Source organism: Streptomyces sp. NPDC007872, assembly GCF_042868165.1.
Classification (GTDB): domain Bacteria; phylum Actinomycetota; class Actinomycetes; order Streptomycetales; family Streptomycetaceae; genus Streptomyces.
The window spans coordinates 658,865-672,502 of the sequence record NZ_JBIAEA010000002.1; the positions used below are offsets into that span (position 1 = coordinate 658,865).

The window sequence follows — 13,638 nt, forward strand, 5'->3', positions numbered from 1 at the left end:
CTCGTGGAGATCGTGGCAGGCCCCACTGACAACGGGTGGTCCGCTCAGTCCTCGACGCCCAGGTCGGCGCGTATGGCCTTCTTCATCGCGCTCACGCAGGGCCAGACGTCCTGATGGAGTTCGGCCTCCGTCGTCCGCAGTTCGGCCGCGTACGCGGTGGGGTCCGCCGCGTACTTCCTGAGCTTTCCGTAGGCCTCGTTCAAGCGCGACTTGGCCGCGCCGGAGGGGCGCGACACCACGTCCGGGACGATCATCTGGGCCTCCGCGTAGCTGTCCCGGTAGGCCAGTCTGGCCGCCTCCAGGTTCTCCAGGGACGCGACGACGTCCTCGCCGCGCGCCAGTGCGTGGAGGTGGTTGGTCATCTCCGTCAGGTACTGGCGCGCGGCGGTGTTCAGCCTGATGTAGCAGGTGCGACGGAGCTCCAGGTTCTCGCGCTGTTTCTGCAGGGCCCGCTCCGCCCGGAGCAGTTCCTCGGCGTGGTCGCGTTCCTCACGCCGCTGGTCGGCGGCGGCCCGGAGCTCCATGCGTTTGGTGCGGTCCGCGCGGACCTGCGTCAGGAGCGCGGCTCCCAGCGTTCCCGCCACGCCGACCACCGCGATCAACAGTGCCGACCAGTTCGCGCCCATGTTCCCTCCCGCGTACGGCCCGGTCCCCGCGACGATGCTGTCACGAGTGGGCCCGGGCGTCCGGGGCGCGGCGGGCCGGCTCAGGCGTAGGAGCCGGGCCAGTGCGGGTCCTCCCAGCGGGCGGGGCGGGTCAGGCCCATGAGCCCGACGCGGTGGAGCAGGTCCTCGTGGGTGCCCGAGGGGCCGAGCCGGGGCAGAAGCGACACGGAAAGCCCCGTCGGGCGGCCCCGGAGGGGCTTCTCCACGTCTTCGGGACGTCCCCGCCGGAACGCCGCGCCGCGACCGGGACGCCGAGACGGCCGTCTCCCTCCCACAACGCCCCGGCGCCGTCGGTCCCCGGTCGTAGGGCTTCCGGCATATGTACGGGGCCGGAGGCCTCTGCGACCATGACCGTCATGTCGCAGACCGACTCCGTCTCCCGTACGTCCCCCGCCCCTCCCGTTCCCGCGGCCCGCGCCTGGGCGGTCGTTCTGGTCGCTTGTGCCGGGCAGTTCCTCGTCGTGCTCGACGTCTCCGTCGTGAACGTCGCGCTGCCGTCGCTGCGGGCCGACCTCGGGCTCTCGGCGCTCGGTCTGCAGTGGGTGCTCAACGCGTACTCGATCGCCTTCGCCGGGTTCATGCTGCTCGGCGGGCGGGCCGCCGACCTCTACGGGCGCAAGGCGATGTTCCTGCTCGGGCTCGCCGTGTTCACCGCCGGGTCCGTCGCGGGCGGGCTCGCGCAGGAGGGCTGGCAGCTCGTCGCCGGGCGGGCCGTGCAGGGGCTCGGCGCCGCCGTCCTGTCACCCGCCACCCTGACCCTGGTCACCGGCGCGGTCACCCCCGGGCCCGCCAGGACCCGGGCCATCGGCACCTGGACGGCGGTCGGCGCGGCCGGCGGCGCGGCGGGCGGCTTCGTCGGCGGCGTCCTCGTCGACCTGCTCTCCTGGCGCTGGGTCCTCCTCGTCAACGTCCCCATCGGCGCCCTCGTCCTCACCGGCGCCCTCCTCTGGCTCCGCGAGAGCCGCCCCGGCACCGGCCGCCGCCTCGACCTGCCGGGCGCGGTCCTCGTCACCGGCGGGCTCGCCACCCTCGCGTACGGCATCGTCCAGACCGAGGAGGCGGGCTGGGGCGACCCCAGGACCCTGCTCACGCTCCTCGGCGCGCTCGTCCTGCTCGCCCTGTTCGTCCTGGTCGAAGCCCGCGCGGCGGCCCCGCTGATGCCCCTGAAGATCTTCCGCACGCGCACGGTGTCCGCGGCCAACACCGCCATCCTGCTCTTCGGTTCGAGCTCCTTCGGCATGTGGTTCTTCATGACGGTGTACGCGCAGAACGTCCTCGGCTACACCCCGCTCCAGGCCGGCCTCGCCCTCGTCCCCAGCTCCCTCGCCGTCGTCCTGGGCTCCAAGCTCGCGCCCCGCCTGATGCCCGCCCTCGGCGCCCGCACCCTCGCCGTCATCGGCGCCCTCGTCGCCGCCTCCGGCTTCGCCTGGCAGTCCACGATGGGCGTCGACGGCACCTTCCTGACGACGATCCTGGGCCCCGGCATCCTCATGATGGGCGGCATCGGCCTGGCCACCACCCCGCTGGCCACCCTCGCCACCTCCAGCGTCGCCCCCGGCGACGCGGGCCTCGTCTCCGGCCTCGTCAACACCTCCCGCACCATGGGCGGCGCCCTCGGCCTCGCGACCCTCTCCACCGTCGCCGCCGCCGTCACCGGCCCGGCCCACGGCACCCCCGACCCGGCCGCCCTCACCTCCGGCTACGCGGCCGCCTTCCGCGTCTCCGCGTCGATCCTGCTCGGCGCGACCGTCCTGATGCTGCTCTGGCTGCCGAGGTCCGGGCGCCGGGACGCCGAACATCCCTGAGGGTGCCTGTCAGAGGGGCGTGGCAGAGTCTGCGCATGCTCGACATCGTGGTGCGTACGGAGAACGGGGAGCGGCACGTCCGCGTGTCCGCCGGGTAACCGGCCGCCCTCGCCGCGGTCGGCCTCCCCACCGAGTGGGACGGCGACCCCGGCCGGGCCGTCACCGTCACGCCCCTGGACTGGCGCCGCCGCCTCGTCGGCTAGAGACGGGCCGCGAGCCGGCCGTATCGGCCGCCGCGGCCTGCGAGCCGTACGTACGGTTCAGGCGCGGCCCGCGAGCCGTACGGTCCAGGCCCCGCCCGCGAGCCGTACCGTTCAGGCGCGGACCGCCGCCCGCCGGACTTGCACATGTGTCCGCGCGGAGCCGCCGCCGCTCGTACGACCCCCGGCGTGGCGGTCGTCGCACCGCGCGGGTTCAGAGCCAGCCCTGCCGGCGCGCCGCCCGCACCGCCTCCATGCGGTTGCGGGTGCCCGTCTTGCCGATCGCGGAGGACAGGTAGTTGCGGACCGTGGACTCCGAGAGGTGCAGGGCGGCCGCGATGTCCGCGATCGTCGCGCCGTCCACCGAGGCCGCCAGGGCGTCCCGTTCGCGGGCCGTCAGGGGGTTCGGGCCCGCGCCGAGGGCCGCCGCCGCGAGCGCCGGGTCGACGACCGTCTCGCCCCGCAGGACCTTGCGGACCGCCTCGGCCAGCTCCTCCACCGGTCCGTCCTTCACCAGGAACCCGGCCGCCCCCGCCTCCATCGCCCGCCGCAGATAGCCCGGCCGGCCGAACGTCGTCAGGATGAGGACCCGGCAGTCCGGCACCTCGTCCCGCAGGTCCGCCGCCGCGTCGAGCCCCGAGCGCCCCGGCAGCTCGATGTCGAGCAGCGCCACGTCCGGCCGCGCCCCGAGCGCCGCGTCCACGATCTCGTCCCCGCGCCCGACCTGCGCGACCACCTCGATGTCCGGCTCCATGCCGAGCAGCAGGGCCAGCGCCCCGCGCATCATCCCCTGGTCCTCGGCGAGCAGGACTCTCACGGACTTTCCCGGGCGGTGGTCCCGCGGCATCTCGGTCACGGGGAACAGGGTAGGGCGGACGGGCCGGGATAAGGTGATCGCGCCCCGGGGGGACGGGGCCGGAATCCGTGGAACTTCGTACGTGTGGGGTGGGGAAATGCCGAAGCACCGGTTGTCCAGAAGAGGCCGCTACATCGCCCTGGCGACGACCGGCGCCGCCGTCGTCGCCGGTGCCGGGATCGCGGCGCAGACCTCGATGGCCGCGCCCGCGTGGCCCGCGCAGAAGACCTACACCGGCCGGGCGTTCGACGCCTGCACCGCGCCCTCGCTCGCCGCGATGACGGCCTGGAAGAAGGACGCCTACTACGGCGGCGTCGCCGTCTACATCGGCGGCAAGAACCGCGGCTGCGCCCAGCCCAACCTCACCAAGCCCTGGGTGAAGTCGGTCGACACGCTCGGCTGGCGGATCATCCCCCTGTACGTCGGCGCCCAGCCGCCCTGCCAGAAGAGCCTCAACAAGGAGCGGTTCACCGCGGCCACCGCCGCCTCGGTCGGGGCCGCCAACGCCAACGACGCGATCGCCAGGGCCGCGGCGCTCGGCATGAAGCCCGGCAGCCCGATCTACCTCAACATGGAGTCGTACGACATCGCCGACAAGGCCTGCAACGACGCCACCCTCGCCTACGTGCGCTCCTTCACCAAGACCCTGCGCGCCAAGACCTACCGCGCCGGCCTCTACGGCTTCAGCACCTCCGGCGCCAAGGCGATCGCCACCGCCAAGGACCGCACCGACCTGCCGGGCAACCTCTGGTACGCCCTGTGGAACGACCAGGAGACCACCACCAAGGACTGGCCCTGGGACCCGAAGCTGTACACCGACCACAGCCGCGGCCACCAGTACAAGGCCAACAGCAAGGAGACCCGCGGCGGTCACACCATCAACGTCGACCGCAACGCCTGGGACGCCCCGGTCGCCATCGTCGGCTGACCGGCCCGTCAGCAGCGGCCGGTCCGCACCTCTCCGGGGCCGGCCCCCGATACGGGTCCGGTTCCCGGTCCGGTGGCCTCCACGGGGAGTTCCGCCACGACCCTGAACCCGCCGCCCGGGGCCGGTCCCGACTCCAGCGTGCCGCCCGCCGCCGCGAGCCGCTCGCGCAGGCCGCGCAGCCCGCTGCCGGGGCCGTCCGGCCCCGGCGCTGCGGCCCCCGGCCCCGGGGGCCCGTCGCCCCGGCCGTCGTCGGTGACCGTCAGACGGGCCCGGCCGGCCGCCGGGCCGGAGACCTCGACGACGCAGCGGGACGCCCCGCTGTGCCGCACCGCGTTCGTCACCGACTCCCGCACCACCCAGCCGAACAGCGCCTCCGCCGCCGGTTCCAGGAGCGGCCCCGAGCGGCGCACGACCGGCTCGATGCCCGCCGAGGAGAGCGCGTCGCGCGCCCGGTCCAGCTCGGCCGCCAGACTGCCCTCCCGGTAGCCGGTCACCGCCTCGCGGATCTCGGTCAGTGCCTGTCTGCCCACCGACTCGATGTCCGCGACCTGCGCCAGGGCCGCGTCCAGGTCGCGCGGGGCGAGCCGCCTGGCGGCCTCCGACTTCACCACGATCACCGAGAGCGTGTGGCCCAGGAGGTCGTGGAGGTCGCGCGAGAACCGCAGCCGCTCCTTCTCCACCGCCGTCCGCGCCAACTCCTCCCGGGTCGCCCGGAGCTCGCGGACCGTCTCGTTCAGGGCGAGGATCGCCGCCGTCACCATCACCGAGATGAACGTCCCGTACACGACCCCGAACGAGTCCCAGCCGTCCCGCCAGAACGTCACCGCCGCCACCCCGGCGACCAGCGGGAAGGTGATCCGGGACAGCAGCCTCCCGCGCCGCACCACCGCCCCCACCGCCAGGCCCAGGAGCGGGAAGAGCAGCAGCCACTCCCGGCCGTAGCCGATCGCGAGCCCGAAGGTGAGCGCCGCGAGCGCGCCGAGCAGCCACCAGGTCAGCGGCGCCTCCCGGACGCGCGGGTCGAAGGCGCGCAGGACGATCGCGATGTACAGGGAGTTGAAGGCGAGCAGGCCCAGGCCGCCGATCCACGGGTTCGGGGCCTCGCCGCCGAGCAGGTGCGAGAGCGCGCCCAGGCCCATGAGGAGCCAGGGGAGCAGACTGAGCCCGCTCGGCCCCCGCTCGCGCAGCCTCTCCCTCCGCCGCCGCCAGATCTCCATGGATGCCCCCGTGTCCTCTCGTGCTTCCGCGTCCGTCACGCCGTCCGTGCCGAACGACGGTACGAGACCGCCGCGTACGCGCCGAACAGCGCCGCCCACCCGGCGAGCACCGCCAGGGCCGCCGCCCCCGGCGCCCGCCCGTCCGTCACCGCCACGCCCAGCTCCGCGAACCGGTTCGTCGGCGTGTACTCCGAGAGCGTCCGGAGCCAGTCGGGGAAGAGCGCGACCGGGAACCACAGGCCGCCGACGACCGCGAGCCCCAGGTTGCAGGCGACGTTCACGGCGCCGGTGGTCTGGGCCGTGAGCCGGTAGCCGTTGCCGATGCCGAGCAGCGTGAAGGGGAGCGAGCCGAGCCACAGCGTGACGGCGACCGCCGCCCACTGCCAGGCCGCCATCCGCACCCCGTTGGCGAGACCGCCCGCGAGCAGCACCCCCGTGAGGGCGGGAAGGACGACCACCGAACCGGTCAGGGCCCGGCCCGTCACCACCTGCCGGGGCGTCATCGGGGTGATCCTCAACTGCCGCAGCCAGCCGGTGGACTTGTCCTCGGCGACCCCGGTGCCGAGCGAGAGCGCGGCGCCCAGCGCCCCGTACGCCGCCATGCCGACCATCGCGGCCGTCCGGTACGCGCTGTCGTTCGCGCCGCCGAGGTTGGTGAAGAGGAGGTACATCAGCACCGGGACGCCGACCGTCGAGATCGCGAATCCGGTGTCGCGCAGGGTGCGGCGCACTTCGAGGCTTACGTACGCGGTGATCATCGGGTCGTCTCCAGGGGCGTGAGCGGCTTCGGGGCGGAGGTCCTGCGGGTGAGGGCGAGGAAGGTGTCGTTCAGGGAGGCCGGGGCTACCTCCAGGCCCCGGATCGCGTCCCGCTCCGCGAGCGCCCGGACCGTCGCGTCGGGGTCGGCGGTGCGGAGCCGGGCGCGGTCGCCCCGTATCTCGTACGAGGTCACGCCCGGCAGCGCGTCGAGCCAGTCGGTCGGGCCGCCGGCCAGGTCGAAGGAGACCAGGCCGCCGCCGACCGTCCGCTTGAGCTGCTCGCTGGTGCCGTCGGCGGCGACCCGGCCGGCGTCGAGGACGACGATCCGGTCCGCGTACGCGTCGGCCTCCTCCAGGTAGTGGGTGGAGAACAGGACGGTGTTGCCCCGGCGGGCGTAGCCGCGCATCGCGTCCCAGAACTCCTGCCGGGCCTCGACGTCGAGGGCGGCCGTCGGCTCGTCCAGGACGATCAGCTCCGGGTTCCCGGCGAGGGCGACGGCGAACCGGACCCGCTGGACCTGACCGCCGGAGAGCCGGTCCACGCGGCGGTCGGAGAGGCCGGTCAGACCGGCGAGCGCCAGGGCCTCCGCGACCGGCATCGGGGCCGGGTAGGTGCGGGCGACGAAGCCGACCAGCTCGCGGACCGTGACCCGGGGGACCGGCCGGCCCTCCTGGAGCATCGCCCCCACCCGGCCGGCCGCGACGGCCCGGGCCGGCGGCCCGCCGAAGAGCTCGACCCGGCCGTCGTCGGGCTCGTCGAGGCCGAGGAGCAGGCCGATGGCGGTGGACTTGCCCGCGCCGTTCCGCCCGAGCAGCGCCACGGTCTCGCCCTGCCGCACAGCGAGGTCGAGCCCGTCGGTGGCGCGGACGGCGCCGTATGCCCTGGTCACGGCCCGGAAGGCGATCGCGGGCGCTCCGGTCGGATCCTTCTTCTCCTGCTCCTGCTGCTTCATGACCACGACGTTACGGAGAGTGAGGGGCGTTCCGGTAGGCCGTTATGTACGCGTCCGACGGTGACAAATGTCCTGGGGGTCGATCCCGCAGGGGTTCCGGCGTGCCGTCGGCGAGGGTTCCCAAGCCCTGCCGCCTCGGCTATACAGGAGGGCCACCAAACTGGAACGCGTTCTATGTCGATCGCGTGCGGACCGACCGCGTGCGAACCGACCGCGTGGGAACCGATCCCGTGCGGACCGACCGCGTGCGGACCGACCGCGTTCCGGGGCGACCCCGTGAGGAGCAGCAGCCCGATGCCCATCGACGCAGCCAAGGCCGTCGCCGCCGAACCCCGCAGCACCGAGATCGCCTGGGACCACAAGGACGTCCAGCTCTACCACCTCGGCCTCGGCGCGGGCACGCCCGCCACCGACCCCGCCGAACTCCGCTACACCCTGGAGTCCCGGCTGCACGTCCTGCCCAGCTTCGCCACCGTCGCGGGCGGCGGCATGGGGATCGTCGACGGACTCTCCGCCCCCGGCGTCGACGTCGACCTCATGAGCGTCCTGCACGGCGCCCAGTCGATCACCCTCCACCGTCCCCTCCCCGCCGGCGGGCGCGCCGTCTCCACCTCCCGCGTCGCCGCCGTCCACGACAAGGGCAAGGCCGCCGTCCTCGTCCTGCGCTCCGAGACCGCCGACGCCGACGGCCCGCTGTGGACGAGCGACGCCCAGATCTTCGTGCGCGGCGAGGGCGGCTGGGGCGGCGACCGGGGCCCCTCCGACCGGCTCCCCCTGCCCGACCGCGAGCCCGACCGGACCGTGGAGCGGCACGTGCGCGAGGAGCAGGCCCTGCTCTACCGCCTCTCCGGCGACTGGAACCCCCTGCACGCCGACCCGGAGTTCGCGGCCCTCGCCGGATTCGACCGGCCCATCCTGCACGGGCTCTGCACCTACGGGATGACCCTCAAGGCCGTCGTGGACACCCTGCTCGACGGGGACGTCACCCGCGTCCGCGCCTACCGCACCCGCTTCGCCGGGGTCGTCTTCCCCGGCGAGACCCTGCGCGTCCGGATGTGGACCGTGGAGGGCGGCACCCAGGCGACGGTCGCGGCGGCGGAGCGCGACGACGCCCCCGTACTCGCCGACACCTTCGTGGAACACGCGTAGGACCTGTCCGGCAGGTCACGACCCAGGGCGGCCGGGAACGCGGGAGGGCCCCGGGGTGTCCCCGGGGCCCTCCGACTCGTCGCACGCGCCCGGTCGACCGGACGCCCCGGTCACTGGGCGTCGGGTTCGCGGCGGTGGCGGCCGTGCGGGGAGGACGAGGAGTCCTCCGCCGGCGAGGCCTCACCACGATGCCGCCCGGAGCCGTGCGGCTCCGTACCCTCCGTGTTCGCTTCCGACATGCTGCAACTCACCCCGTATAAATCGTTCCTGCCGTGCGGCCCGAGAGTCTAGCCAGCGGGCCGCCGGTCCGTGAGGGGAGCCTGCTGGAGCGGTACGGGACGGCACACCCGGGGCTCCTCGGAGGCCGTCACCGGCTCCGGCTCCGGCACGGGATCCGGTTCGGGCGGCGGCTCCAGGGCCGCGAGCCCGCACGGCGTCCCCGGCGTCGCGTACGGCAGCCGCAGCACGCCCCCGGCGGTCCACAGGCCCGCGCCCGCCAGCCAGCCCTGGGGAGCCGCCAACTGGTCCATCCGGCGGGACGAGGGCCGCCAGGTCCCCACCCAGCTCCCGGCCGCCGCGTCGATCCGCAGTGCCACCGCGCAGCCCTCCGGCACGAGCACCTGCCCCGGCTGCACGGCGAACGGCGTCACCGCCGCGTCGTCCAGCCGCAGGCAGTCCGGGAAGCGCACCGGGAGCAGGCTGCCGAGGACGCCCCAGCCGAGCCGGTGGTGGCCCGGCGACGGCGCGTCGGAGCGGATCAGGAGCAGCCCGCTGTCCGGGTCCGCGAGCAGCAGCCGGTCGTCGCTCTCCTCGGTGATCTGGAGCAGCGGCGTCACCTCGCCGCCCCGCTCCAGGTCGACGGCGACCGCCTTCACGGGCCCGTCGCCGAGCCGCCGGTCCAGGGCGAGCATCCGGCCCGTGCGGTCGAGCCACACCCCGCCCGAACACCGGCCCCGGACCTCCGCCACCTGCTCGGGGCCGAACGCCCCGCCCGCCACCAGCCACAGCGTCGTGGTCTCGGGGCCGACGCACATCGCGTACGCGCAGATGCCGTCCGGCGAGGGCGGGAGCAGGACGAGCCCCTCGGATCCGGGCGCCTCCACCGAGCCGAGCCGGAGCTCCCCGGTGGCCGGTCCTGTGGGGTAGAGCAGGGAGAAGGAGTGCCGCCGCCCGTCCACGCGGCGGCAGACGAGGACCCGGCCGTCCGCGAGGGGCAGGAGCTGGGCGCCCGGGTCCTCCGGCTGGTCGAGCGGGAGCGGCACGGCGTACGGCTCCGGGCCGTCGAGGGTCCACCTCTCCACGTACAGGGCGTCCCCGGCGCCCGCGAGCCTGGCCGCGTACGCGCCGTTCGCCGTGGCCGTGAACCCCGCCGGCCGGCCGGTGCCCCCGCCGTACTTCCCTTCGCGGTCGTCGTCCTCGGCCGTCGTCTCGATGGCACACGCTGTCATCGACTCGTCACCTCCGGCGACGAAGCTAGTTTTCGCACTTCCAGCCGAACAACACGAGCCCGCTCACTTCACACATAAGGGTGGCCGTCCGGCGGTTCTGCTGAGCGCGGGAGGGCGGGTGTGCTGGAGTGACCGGCGGTGACCCGGGGTAAGGGGAGCCTAAGTGGAGTCGGCGGCTCCGGTGGCGGGGCGGAGCCGAGGGGGCGGAGTCGGGGTCGTCCGGCGATGGGATGAAGCCGAAGGGGCGAAGTCGAAGGGGTGGGCGTCGGGGTCGTCCGGCGACGGGGCGGAGCCGAAGGGGCGGACGTCGGGGTCGTCCGTCGACAAGGCGAAGCCGAGGGAGCGGAGTCGGGGTCATCCAGCGACGGAGCGGAGCCGAAGGGGCGGGCGCCGGGGTTATCCACAGGCCAGGGCGGTGGAGCGCGCGGGACAGGTAGCCTTTCCCCCGTGCCCCGTCTGTCTGAAGTCATCGCCGAGCTCGACGCCCTCTGGCCGCCCGACCGGGCCGAGCAGTGGGACGCCGTCGGCACCGTCTGCGGCGACCCCGACGCCCGGGTCGGCCGCGTCCTCTTCGCCGTCGACCCCGTCCAGGAGATCGTCGACGAGGCCGTCTCCCTCGGCGCCGACCTGATCGTCGCCCACCACCCGCTCTACCTGCGCGGTACGACGACGGTCGCGGCCGGCCACTTCAAGGGCCGCGTCGTGCACGACCTCATCAAGAACGACATCGCCCTCCACGTCGCGCACACCAACGCCGACACCGCCGACCCCGGCGTCTCCGACGCCCTCGCCGGCGCCCTCGACCTGCGCGTCACCGGTCCGCTCGTCCCCGAGAACGGCCTCGGCCGGATCTGCGAGCTCGACCACCCCGAGACCCTCGCCGAGTTCGCCGCCCGCGCCGCCGCGCGGCTGCCCGCCACCGCGCAGGGCGTCCGCGTCGCCGGCGACCCCGGCATGACCGTGCGCCGCGTCGCCGTCAGCGGCGGCTCCGGCGACAGCCTCTTCGACGCCGTGCGGGCCGCGGGCGTGGACGCCTTCCTCACCTCCGACCTGCGCCACCACCCCGTCTCCGAGGCCACCCAGCGGACCCCGCTGGGCCTGGTCGACGCCGCCCACTGGGCCACCGAGTGGCCCTGGTGCGAGCAGGCCGCCGCGCAGCTCGACGCGATCTCCGACCGTCACGGCTGGGACCTCCGCGTCCACGTCTCGAAGACGGTCACCGACCCCTGGTCCTCCCACCACACCTCTCCTGGAGCCCCCAACTGAACGCCGCGCCCGCCGACCAGATCCGCCTCCTCGACGTCCAGGCCCTGGACGTCCGCCTCCAGCAGCTCGCCCACAAGCGCCGCTCGCTGCCCGAGCACGCCGAGATCGAGGCGCTCACCAAGGACCTCACCCAACTGCGCGACCTGCTCGTCGCCGCGCAGACCGAGGAGAGCGACTGCGGCCGCGAGCAGACCAAGGCCGAGCAGGACGTCGACCAGGTCCGCCAGCGCGCCGCGCGCGACCAGCAGCGCCTGGACTCCGGCGCCGTCTCCTCCCCGAAGGACCTGGAGAACCTCCAGCGCGAGATCGTCTCCCTCGCCAAGCGCCAGGGCGACCTGGAGGAGGTCGTCCTGGAGGTCATGGAGCGCCGCGAGTCGGTCCAGGAGCGCCTCGCCGAGCTGACCGAGCGCGTCTCCGCCGTCCAGGCCAAGACCGACGACGCCACCACCCGCCGCGACGCCGCCCAGGCCGAGCTGGACGCCGAGGCCGCCTCCGTCACCAAGGAGCGCGAGCTCGTCGCGGGCTCCGTCCCGGCCGACCTGCTCAAGCTGTACGAGAAGCTGCGCGAGCAGCAGGGCGGCGTGGGCGCGGCCCGCCTGTACCAGCGCAAGTGCGAGGGCTGCCACATCGAGCTCAACATCACCGAGCTCAACGAGGTCCGCGCCGCCGCCAAGGACGCGGTCGTCCGGTGCGAGAACTGCCGCCGGATCCTCGTCCGCACCTCGGAGTCCGGCCTGTAATGACCTCCGCGCGCGAGCTCGTCGTCGAGGCGGACGGGGGCTCCCGGGGCAACCCGGGACCCGCCGGGTACGGGGCGGTGGTCCTGGACGCGGCGACGGGCGAGACGCTCGCCGAGGCCGCCGAGTACATCGGTGTGGCGACGAACAACGTCGCCGAGTACAAGGGCCTGGTCGCGGGCCTCAAGGTGGCCCGGGAGCTCTTCCCGGACGCCACGGTCCACGTCCGCATGGACTCCAAGCTGGTCGTCGAGCAGATGTCCGGCCGCTGGAAGATCAAGCACCCGGACATGAAGCCGCTCGCGGCCGAGGCCGGCCGGGTCTTCCCGGCGGGCCGCGTCCGCTACGAGTGGATCCCGCGCGAGCGGAACAAGCACGCGGACCGGCTGGCGAACGAGGCGATGGACGCGGGGCGGCTCGGCCGCCAGTGGGAGCCCTCCGGCTCCACGGCGTCCCTCGACGCCTCGGCCGCCCGCAACGCCGCCGCCCCGCCGCCGTCGGGCCCGCCGGGCGACGCGCGGGCGGGGGCCGCGCGGGCGAGGGCGGCGCTGTCGACGACTGCCGCCGGTACGAGTGCGGGGACGCGTACGGGTACGTCTGCGGGTGCGGGCGTGGGTACGGGCGCAGGCGCGGGCGCCTGGCCGGCCGTGGACGACGGCCTGTTCGCCGCCGAAGAGGCCACGGCGGCCCCGCCCGGCAGCGAGGAAGGTACGGCGACCCCGTCCGCCGCCGAAGAGGCCACGGCGGCCTCACCCGCCCCCGCGGAAGCCACGGCGGCCTCGCCCGGCACCGAAGAGGCCACGGCGACCTCCTCCACCCCCGTCGCCTCGGGCGACTTCGAGGCCGAGGCCGGTGCCCTGGCGTCGGCGGGCCGCGCGGTCGCCACGACCACCGCGGCCGGTACCACCGGTACCGGAACCGCACGGGCCGGCGCCCCCGCCTCCGTACAGCCGCGAGGCACCTCCCCGCAGGGCTGGGCCGCCCCCGACATGGGCGCGCCCGCGACCTTCGTGCTGCTGCGGCACGGGGAGACCGCGCTCACCCCCGAGAAGCGGTTCTCCGGGAGCGGCGGGACCGACCCCGAGCTGTCGGCGGCCGGACTGCGGCAGGCCGAGGCCGTGGCCGCCGCGCTGGCCGCCCGCGGCACCGTCCAGGAGATCGTCAGCTCGCCCCTGACCCGCTGCCGCCAGACCGCCGCCGCCGTCGCCGCCCGCCTCGGACTCGGCGTGCAGATCGAACAGGGCCTGCGGGAGACCGACTTCGGAGCCTGGGAGGGGCTGACCTTCGGCGAGGTCCGCGAGCGGTACTCCGAGGACCTCGACGCCTGGCTCGCCTCCCCGAAGGCCGCGCCGACCGGCGGCGGCGAGAGCTTCGCGACCGTCGCCCGGCGCGTCGGCGCGGCCCGGGACCGGCTGACCGCCGCCCATGCGGGCCGCACGGTCCTCCTCGTCACGCACGTCACGCCGATCAAGACCCTGGTCCGGCTCGCCCTCGGCGCCCCGCCGGAGTCCCTGTTCCGCATGGAGCTGTCGGCCGCCTCGATCTCGGCCGTCGCCTACTACGCCGACGGCAACGCCTCCGTACGCCTCCTCAACGACACCTCGCACCTCAGGTAGGACGGTGGAAAACGGGTGGCGGGGAGACCCGCCCCCGTAC

Annotated in this window: 13 protein-coding genes and 1 pseudogene; 7 read left to right on the top strand and 7 right to left on the bottom strand. The window is 74.8% G+C overall.

The window, feature by feature from the left end:
• Nucleotides 1-44: 44 nt before the first annotated feature.
• Together ACFYNX_RS08150 and ACFYNX_RS08155 are read right to left on the bottom strand one after the other, a co-directional pair.
• Entirely contained in the window at nucleotides 45-626 is a 582-nt protein-coding gene (locus tag ACFYNX_RS08150) for a hypothetical protein (RefSeq protein ID WP_388658916.1), read from the bottom strand.
• Between the two features lie 80 nt (nucleotides 627-706).
• Nucleotides 707-832, bottom strand: a complete 126-nt coding sequence (locus ACFYNX_RS08155) for a hypothetical protein (protein WP_388658919.1) — start codon at nucleotides 830-832, stop codon at nucleotides 707-709.
• A gap of 189 nt (nucleotides 833-1,021) precedes the next feature.
• Here ACFYNX_RS08155 and ACFYNX_RS08160 point away from each other — a divergent pair, with 189 nt between their 5' ends.
• Together ACFYNX_RS08160 and ACFYNX_RS08165 are read left to right on the top strand one after the other, a co-directional pair.
• The gene (locus ACFYNX_RS08160) at nucleotides 1,022-2,470 is read left to right on the top strand and encodes an MFS transporter (RefSeq protein ID WP_388658922.1); all 1,449 of its coding nucleotides are present in this window, start codon (nucleotides 1,022-1,024) and stop codon (nucleotides 2,468-2,470) included.
• Nucleotides 2,471-2,571: 101 nt separating this feature from the next.
• Nucleotides 2,572-2,673 (top strand): annotated as a pseudogene (locus ACFYNX_RS08165) (DUF6891 domain-containing protein); the annotation flags it as partial.
• 211 nt (nucleotides 2,674-2,884) lie between these two features.
• On the opposite strand, the gene ACFYNX_RS08170 reads toward ACFYNX_RS08165, so the two are convergent.
• The gene (locus ACFYNX_RS08170; RefSeq protein WP_365538942.1) at nucleotides 2,885-3,517 is read right to left on the bottom strand and encodes a response regulator transcription factor; all 633 of its coding nucleotides are present in this window, start codon (nucleotides 3,515-3,517) and stop codon (nucleotides 2,885-2,887) included.
• A 106-nt stretch (nucleotides 3,518-3,623) separates the two neighbouring features.
• On the opposite strand from ACFYNX_RS08170, the gene ACFYNX_RS08175 reads away from it, so the two are divergent.
• Nucleotides 3,624-4,454 carry a glycoside hydrolase domain-containing protein gene (locus ACFYNX_RS08175; protein ID WP_125663531.1) on the top strand — a complete coding sequence of 277 codons (831 nt, stop codon included), beginning with the start codon at nucleotides 3,624-3,626 and terminating at the stop codon, nucleotides 4,452-4,454.
• Between the two features lie 8 nt (nucleotides 4,455-4,462).
• On the opposite strand, the gene ACFYNX_RS08180 is transcribed toward ACFYNX_RS08175, so the two are convergent.
• From ACFYNX_RS08180 to ACFYNX_RS08190, 3 genes are read right to left on the bottom strand one after another with little or no spacing between them, the layout of a single operon-like run.
• A complete protein-coding gene (locus ACFYNX_RS08180) occupies nucleotides 4,463-5,671 on the bottom strand; it encodes a sensor histidine kinase (RefSeq protein WP_388658925.1) in 1,209 nt (402 codons plus the stop codon).
• Between the two features lie 35 nt (nucleotides 5,672-5,706).
• Nucleotides 5,707-6,429, bottom strand: coding sequence for an ABC transporter permease (locus ACFYNX_RS08185; RefSeq protein WP_388658928.1), 723 nt, complete (start codon nucleotides 6,427-6,429; stop codon nucleotides 5,707-5,709).
• Complete coding sequence (locus tag ACFYNX_RS08190) at nucleotides 6,426-7,382, bottom strand: ATP-binding cassette domain-containing protein (RefSeq protein ID WP_388658931.1); 957 nt, start codon at nucleotides 7,380-7,382, stop codon at nucleotides 6,426-6,428. The genes ACFYNX_RS08185 and ACFYNX_RS08190 overlap by 4 nt, the downstream gene beginning before the upstream one ends.
• 294 nt (nucleotides 7,383-7,676) lie before the next feature.
• On the opposite strand from ACFYNX_RS08190, the gene ACFYNX_RS08195 reads away from it, so the two are divergent.
• Complete coding sequence (locus ACFYNX_RS08195) at nucleotides 7,677-8,531, top strand: MaoC/PaaZ C-terminal domain-containing protein (RefSeq protein WP_388658933.1); 855 nt, start codon at nucleotides 7,677-7,679, stop codon at nucleotides 8,529-8,531.
• 287 nt (nucleotides 8,532-8,818) lie between these two features.
• Here the strand turns inward: ACFYNX_RS08195 and ACFYNX_RS08200 are convergent, their stop codons facing one another.
• Entirely contained in the window at nucleotides 8,819-9,979 is a 1,161-nt protein-coding gene (locus ACFYNX_RS08200; protein ID WP_388658936.1) for a hypothetical protein, read from the bottom strand.
• Between the two features lie 447 nt (nucleotides 9,980-10,426).
• On the opposite strand from ACFYNX_RS08200, the gene ACFYNX_RS08205 reads away from it, so the two are divergent.
• Genes ACFYNX_RS08205 through ACFYNX_RS08215 form a run of 3 tightly spaced genes read left to right on the top strand, consistent with a single transcriptional unit; the run spans nucleotide 10,427 to nucleotide 13,598 of the window.
• Nucleotides 10,427-11,245, top strand: coding sequence for a Nif3-like dinuclear metal center hexameric protein (locus tag ACFYNX_RS08205; RefSeq protein ID WP_388658939.1), 819 nt, complete (start codon nucleotides 10,427-10,429; stop codon nucleotides 11,243-11,245).
• Complete coding sequence (locus ACFYNX_RS08210; RefSeq protein WP_388659767.1) at nucleotides 11,242-11,985, top strand: zinc ribbon domain-containing protein; 744 nt, start codon at nucleotides 11,242-11,244, stop codon at nucleotides 11,983-11,985. The genes ACFYNX_RS08205 and ACFYNX_RS08210 overlap by 4 nt, the downstream gene beginning before the upstream one ends.
• Nucleotides 11,985-13,598, top strand: a complete 1,614-nt coding sequence (locus ACFYNX_RS08215; RefSeq protein ID WP_388658942.1) for a bifunctional RNase H/acid phosphatase — start codon at nucleotides 11,985-11,987, stop codon at nucleotides 13,596-13,598. The genes ACFYNX_RS08210 and ACFYNX_RS08215 overlap by 1 nt, the downstream gene beginning before the upstream one ends.
• Nucleotides 13,599-13,638: the final 40 nt, after the last annotated feature.

Excerpts from the sequence above, each read along its gene's own strand:
- ACFYNX_RS08200 (WP_388658936.1), bottom strand. The coding sequence starts at position 9,979 with ATGACAGCGTGTGCCATCGAGACGACGGCCGAGGACGACGACCGCGAA.
- ACFYNX_RS08175 (WP_125663531.1), top strand. The coding sequence starts at position 3,624 with ATGCCGAAGCACCGGTTGTCCAGAAGAGGCCGCTACATCGCCCTGGCG.
- ACFYNX_RS08215 (WP_388658942.1), top strand. The coding sequence starts at position 11,985 with ATGACCTCCGCGCGCGAGCTCGTCGTCGAGGCGGACGGGGGCTCCCGG.
- ACFYNX_RS08185 (WP_388658928.1), bottom strand. The coding sequence starts at position 6,429 with ATGATCACCGCGTACGTAAGCCTCGAAGTGCGCCGCACCCTGCGCGAC.
- ACFYNX_RS08190 (WP_388658931.1), bottom strand. The coding sequence starts at position 7,382 with ATGAAGCAGCAGGAGCAGGAGAAGAAGGATCCGACCGGAGCGCCCGCG.
- ACFYNX_RS08195 (WP_388658933.1), top strand. The coding sequence starts at position 7,677 with ATGCCCATCGACGCAGCCAAGGCCGTCGCCGCCGAACCCCGCAGCACC.
- ACFYNX_RS08180 (WP_388658925.1), bottom strand. The coding sequence starts at position 5,671 with ATGGAGATCTGGCGGCGGCGGAGGGAGAGGCTGCGCGAGCGGGGGCCG.
- ACFYNX_RS08170 (WP_365538942.1), bottom strand. The coding sequence starts at position 3,517 with ATGCCGCGGGACCACCGCCCGGGAAAGTCCGTGAGAGTCCTGCTCGCC.
- ACFYNX_RS08150 (WP_388658916.1), bottom strand. The coding sequence starts at position 626 with ATGGGCGCGAACTGGTCGGCACTGTTGATCGCGGTGGTCGGCGTGGCG.
- ACFYNX_RS08160 (WP_388658922.1), top strand. The coding sequence starts at position 1,022 with ATGTCGCAGACCGACTCCGTCTCCCGTACGTCCCCCGCCCCTCCCGTT.